The organism is Vibrio sp. 1402 (assembly GCF_033340275.1).
In genome coordinates this window covers 1-547 of record NZ_JAWOWE010000592.1, presented here as the reverse complement: position 1 = coordinate 547, position 547 = coordinate 1, and the positions used below count along the sequence as shown (strand labels likewise).

Sequence of the window (547 nt, the reverse complement as noted above, 5' to 3'; positions counted from 1 at the left end):
TAACCAAGGTATGAGTGAACACCATCTTGGCCTTGCATTTTCTCGCCGTATGGAACACACCTTCCGTCATTTTGGTTACAACAGCATCGTAAAACCGATTGAAGTACTCGACGCTCCAGACCTACCTCACCACTATCGTATTTCTTCTGAGATTGGAACGGTTTGGGTGTTAAGCCATCACATGGTCAGTGCCGGTAAATCGTGTCGCGAAAACTTGTTGTCTTCAATTACCGAATGGCAAAGCGAGTATGGCTACGCGCTGCAACCTAACGACCTACTCTTCCTTGTTTGCGATCATTGGATCAGTCGCAGTAAAACCAGCCGAGAACTGCTCCATTGGTGGATGGGCGAATTGCCGGATCAAATCAACGAATATACAGAGCAAGGCATCACTCTTTACACCAGTGAATCTCAGCTCACTCAATCCCTTGATACACGCTTTGGTATCAGCCCTTGTTACATCAAATTTGGCCACCCTTTGCGTCGTTCTAACAAACAACAACTGGTTCGAAAGTACTTGCAGTTGTACGCCGTATTACAGTGGTAG

Annotated in this window: 1 protein-coding gene; it reads left to right on the top strand. The window is 46.4% G+C overall.

Annotated elements, in window-relative coordinates:
* Window positions 1-547 (top strand): hypothetical protein (locus R7044_RS27420; protein WP_225456252.1); only part of this gene is annotated, 547 nt, incomplete at its 5' end.